This window comes from Pseudomonas sp. 24 E 13, from assembly GCF_900004715.1.
GTDB lineage: Bacteria > Pseudomonadota > Gammaproteobacteria > Pseudomonadales > Pseudomonadaceae > Aquipseudomonas > Aquipseudomonas orientalis_A.
On sequence record NZ_CVTO01000095.1, the window covers coordinates 1 to 4,824 of the forward strand.

At 61.0% G+C, this 4,824-nt stretch carries 5 protein-coding genes; all 5 read right to left on the minus strand.

What is annotated here, in order from left to right; translation table 11 throughout:
* Positions 1–709, minus strand: a 709-nt coding sequence (locus BFP90_RS06850; protein WP_065896326.1) for an ABC transporter permease, incomplete at its 3' end; no start/stop codon positions are given.
* A 25-nt stretch (positions 710–734) separates the two neighbouring features.
* The gene (locus BFP90_RS06855; protein ID WP_065896316.1) at positions 735–2,285 is read right to left on the minus strand and encodes a sugar ABC transporter ATP-binding protein; all 1,551 of its coding nucleotides are present in this window, start codon (positions 2,283–2,285) and stop codon (positions 735–737) included.
* A 65-nt stretch (positions 2,286–2,350) separates the two neighbouring features.
* On the minus strand, positions 2,351–3,286 hold the full coding sequence (locus tag BFP90_RS06860; RefSeq protein ID WP_065893004.1) for a sugar ABC transporter substrate-binding protein: 936 nt from the start codon (positions 3,284–3,286) through the stop codon (positions 2,351–2,353).
* Positions 3,287–3,334: 48 nt separating this feature from the next.
* Positions 3,335–3,511 carry a hypothetical protein gene (locus BFP90_RS28765; protein WP_176718023.1) on the minus strand — a complete coding sequence of 59 codons (177 nt, stop codon included), beginning with the start codon at positions 3,509–3,511 and terminating at the stop codon, positions 3,335–3,337.
* 128 nt (positions 3,512–3,639) lie between these two features.
* On the minus strand, positions 3,640–4,668 hold the full coding sequence (locus tag BFP90_RS06865; RefSeq protein WP_065893003.1) for a Gfo/Idh/MocA family protein: 1,029 nt from the start codon (positions 4,666–4,668) through the stop codon (positions 3,640–3,642).
* Positions 4,669–4,824: the final 156 nt, after the last annotated feature.

Genomic DNA, 4,824 nt, shown 5'->3' on the forward strand with positions numbered 1-4,824 from the left:
AGACGATGATCAGGTGACGCTTGACGTTGATTCCCGAGGTGCGCGCCGCCTGCATGTTGCCGCCGATGGCGTAGGTGTATTTGCCGTACTTGGTGTAACGCAGAGCGATGTGGAAAATCACCGCCACCAACAGAAAGATGATCACCGGCATCGCGCCATGGCCGATGGCCGTGTACGAGTCCGAGAGCATGCTCACCGGCTGGCCTTCGGTGTAGTAACGCGCCAGGCCACGGGCCGAGACCATCATGCCCAGGGTCGCAATGAACGGCGGGATACCGGTGACCGCAATAATACTGCCGTTGATCGCCCCCGCCAGCAGGCCCACACCCAGGCCCATCGCCACCGGGATCCACACCGGCAAGTCGGTCAGGGAAGGAAACACCGCCCGGGAAAAATCGGAAGTCTGCGCCAAACTGGCGGCGATCATCGCAGACAAGGCCAGCACCGAGCCGGACGACAGGTCGATACCGGTGGTGATGATCACCTGGGTCACGCCAATGGCCAGCAAGCCGATGATCGACACCTGCAGGATCATCAACACCAGGCGCTGGGAGTTCATCAAAAAGCTCTGGTCGCGCACGATCCAGCCGAACAATTCAAACACCAGGCCGATGCCGATCAGCACCAGGAAGATGCTCAATTCGGTAGGCATGCGTCGACGGTGCTTGACTGGTGCCGTGGCCGGCTTGTTATCTGTTATTGCATTCATAACCCATCACCTTCTTATTCTGGAGTCAGTGGACCACGGTCATACCGGAGGCCAATTGCATGACTTTTTCCTGGGTGGCATCCGCGCGATCCAGGGTGCCCATCAGTTCGCCTTCGTGCATCACCATCACCCGGTCGCTCATGCCAAGCACTTCGGGCAGTTCCGAGGAAATCATGATCACCGCCATGCCTTCGCTGGCGAGAAAGGCGATCAGGCGATAGATCTCGGCCTTGGCGCCCACGTCGATGCCCCGGGTCGGCTCATCGAGGATCAGCAGGCGCGGGTTGGTCATCAGCCAGCGCGCCAACAGCGCCTTCTGCTGGTTACCGCCGGACAGGGTGTCGATGCACTGTTCAAGCGACGGGGTTTTCACCCGCAGCTTCTTGCACATGTCTTCGCACAAGGCGCGCAAGGCCTTCTGCTGGATGAAACCGTTGCCCGAATAGTGCGGCAGCACCGCCATTTCCATGTTTTCCAGCACCGACAGGCACGGGAACAGGCCACTGAGCTTGCGGTCCTCGGTCAACAGCGCGAAGCCCTTCTCGATGGCCATGTGCGGGTCGCTGATACGCACCGGCTTGCCGTCCAGGGTGATCTGCCCGCTGCTGCTGGGGGTGATGCCGAAAATAGTTTCCGCGACGTTGGTGCGGCCCGAGCCCATTAATCCTGCGATGCCGAGGATTTCACCGGCGTGCAGGTCAAAGGACACGTCCTTGAATACACCGTCCAGGCTCAGGTCACGCACCGACAGGAGCAAGTCGCCAATCGGCGTCTCGCGCACCGGGAACAACTGGCTCAGCTCACGGCCGACCATCATCGAGATCAGGCTGTCGCTGTTCATGCTGTCGGCGCGTTGCAGGCCGATGTATTGGCCGTCACGAAACACCGCCACTTCATCGGCGATGGCGAACACTTCGTTCATTTTATGTGTGATGTAGACGATGCCTTTGCCCTGGGACTTGAGGTCGGCAATGATCGAAAACAGGTGGGCGACTTCCTTTTCGGTAATCGCCGACGTCGGCTCATCCATGATCAGGATATCGGAGTCATAGGACACGGCCTTGGCGATCTCGACCATCTGCCGTTCGGCGATGCTCAGGTTGCCCACCTGTTCTTCGGGGTCGAGGTTGATGCGCAGGCGCGCCAGCAGCTCGGCGGTGCAGCGGTGCATTTCGCGGTGGTTGACCATGTGCAGGCTGTTGAGCTGCTCGCGGCCGATCCAGATATTTTCGGCGATGCTCATGTGCGGCATCAGGTTGAGTTCCTGGTGGATCATCGCAATCCCGGCCTTCTGCGCCGCCAGCGGCGTCTCGAAGGTGATCGGCTTGCCCCGCAGGCGGATTTCGCCGGCATCGGGCTGATAGATGCCGGCGATGATTTTCATCAGCGTCGACTTGCCCGCACCGTTCTCGCCCATCAGCGCCAGCACCGTGCCGGGGCGCACGCGCAGCTGCACATCGTCCAGGGCCACGACGCCGGGAAAGCCTTTGCTGATGTTGAGAATTTCCAGCAGGTAGGGTTCGTCCTGCGCCAGCGGCTGGATACCCGGCGGCGAGGCAGTGGCATGAGCGAGCATAGGGAGATACTCCATCTGCAGGGCGGCCGTGACCGCCCTGCCGGCTTAGGGGTGTGAGTTCAGGGCTACTTGAAGTCTTTGACGTTGTCCGGGGTGATGAGCTTGAACGGGATCACCACGTTCTGCTCCACCGGCTCGTGCCTGGCCATCTTGCGCGCCGCCTCTACTGAGCCCACGGCCTGGCCCTTGGCGTCCTGGAACGCCGAGGCCGCCATGTCGCCCTTGGTGATTGCGTTGAGACCGTCCGGCGTGCCATCGACCCCGGCGATCAATACCGTGCCGGGTTTGGTGCCTGCCGACTTCAGCGCCATGGACGCGCCGATCGCCATCTCGTCGTTGTTGGCCAGCACGGCATTGAACTCGCGGCCCTGGGTCAGCCAGTCATTGACCAGGGTCATGCCCTTGTCGCGCAGCCAGATACCGGTCTGCTCCTGCTCGATCTTGATGTCCGGGTACTTGGCCAGGACTTCCTTCACGCCTTTGGTGCGGTTGGTGGTGGAGTTGTTCGCCAGGTCGCCCAGCAGGATCACGATCTTGCCCTTGCCGCCGAGTTTTTCGGCGATGTACTGCATCTGCAGCTTGCCCGCCTCGACGTCATCGGAGGTCACGGCGACGACGTCCTTGGGCAAGTCTTTCTGGTCGGGACGGCGGTTGACGAACACCAATGGGATTTTCGCGGCGGTGGCGGCCTTGATGATGTTCGCCGTGGAGGCGGTGTCCACCGGGTTGACGATGATGGCGTCGACTTTCTGGCTGATAAAGTTCTCGACCTGGCTCAGTTGCTTGACCACATCGGCGCGGGCGTCTTCGAACTGCAATTGCACGCCGTCGCCCTTGGGATAGGACTTGGCCTGCTTGTCCATGTCTTCGCGCAGGTAGGTCAGGAAGGTGTCATCGAAGGCGGACATGCTCACGCCCACCTTGATGTCAGCGGCCACGGCAACGCCGCTGGCGAGCAGCATCGACAGGGCCAGCGCGGTAAAACGGATCGGGGTCTTCATGAACGGTCTGTCTCCACTTTCTTGTTGGTTTTATGGACGTTGCGTTTATCAGCGTTCGGCAGGCACGCGGACCACCGGTGCGCCGGGAATGCAGCAGACCAGCGCGCCCTGGTTTTCGACGCACAGCACGTTGAGGAAGGAGAAGTAGAACGGCCGGGCGCGAGGCAATGCGCAGGGCGTGTGGGCAGGGCGTAAAACTCGCAGTACAGCGTTGAAGACTTTCATCTGACGGTACCTGGTTGTTTTTGATCTTGTTTTTGTTGAGTCGCCGGGGTCGAGCCCAAGACGTACTTTATGCAACCTGGAAAAGACTTTATTGGAAAATAATTTCCATATCAACCTGTTTTAGAATTTTATTCTATTTTTGTCGAAACCACCTGCTGGCGCTCGGCGCTGAGGCGTGCAGCGTCCAATATACGGGTGGTTTCCAGCGCGTCACAGGGGTTTACCGGCAGCGGCCCCTGGCCTTGCACGGCACGTTGCAACTGCCGGTAGAACTGCGGCCAGCAACCCTTTTCCGAGGGCACCCGTTCCCGCTCCGACCCTTGTTCGAACCAGCCCCAGCGTCGATGCTCTTCCGCGCCCCAATGCTCGCCTTCGGTTTTCGGTGACTTACCGGCCATCAGCGCGTCTTCCTGGCCGTCGAGCCCTTCAACGGTGTAGCAGCCCAGCGTGCCACTGACGCGAAAGCGCGGCGCCTGGCTGTTTTGCAAGGCACTGCCCCACAGGTGCGAAATCACGCCGTTGGCATGGGTCAGCGCCACGAAAAAGCCGTGATCGAGGCTGGGATGCTCGGGCGTGAAGTGCAGTTGCGCAAATACCCGGTCCACCGGGCCGAACAGTTGCAGGGCCTGGTCCACCAGATGGCTGCCGAGGTCGCGCAACCAGCCGCCGCCGCTGGGATTGCCCACCGCCTGGGGGCTGTAGCGTTCGACGCGGGATTCAAAACGGGTGATCTCACCCAGCGCACCGGCTTCGATGAGTTTGCGCAGGGTCAGGTAATCCGAGTCCCAGCGCCGGTTCTGGTAGACGCTGAGCAATGTGCCTTGGCGTTCAGCGGCGGTGATCAAAGCCTGGGCCTGCTCGGCGTTGGCGGCGAAGGGTTTGTCGCTGACCACCGCCACGCCATGTTCGATGGCTTCGAGCACCAGGGCCGGACGGCCTTTGAGGGTGGTGGAGATGACGAGGGCGTCGACGCCGGCTTCGACAATCTGGCCGAGGGTGTCGAAGGCTGGAAGGCCAGGGTGGTCGTTTGCCAGTTGCTGGCGGCGCTCGGGGGATCGTGTGACGACGCCGACAAAGGTCGCGCCTGGCAACGTCGCAATCAGCGGCGCATGAAAGAAGCGCCCTCCGTGGCCATAGCCGACTAGTCCGATTCGCATGATTTATTCCTTGTTTGAAGTGCACACCCAATCAAATGTGGGAGGGGGCTTGCCCCCGATGACGGCCTCTGGGCCGGCCGGGATGCTGGGTTGAGTACATATCCGTTTCTGCGGTAACGGCCACTTAGGGTTCCGCCCTGACGGCGGCTCACTTTT

Coding starts and splice junctions, on each gene's coding strand:
- BFP90_RS06855 (WP_065896316.1), bottom strand. CDS start 2,285: ATGCTCGCTCATGCCACTGCCTCGCCGCCGGGTATCCAGCCGCTGGCG.
- BFP90_RS06860 (WP_065893004.1), bottom strand. CDS start 3,286: ATGAAGACCCCGATCCGTTTTACCGCGCTGGCCCTGTCGATGCTGCTC.
- BFP90_RS28765 (WP_176718023.1), bottom strand. CDS start 3,511: ATGAAAGTCTTCAACGCTGTACTGCGAGTTTTACGCCCTGCCCACACG.
- BFP90_RS06865 (WP_065893003.1), bottom strand. CDS start 4,668: ATGCGAATCGGACTAGTCGGCTATGGCCACGGAGGGCGCTTCTTTCAT.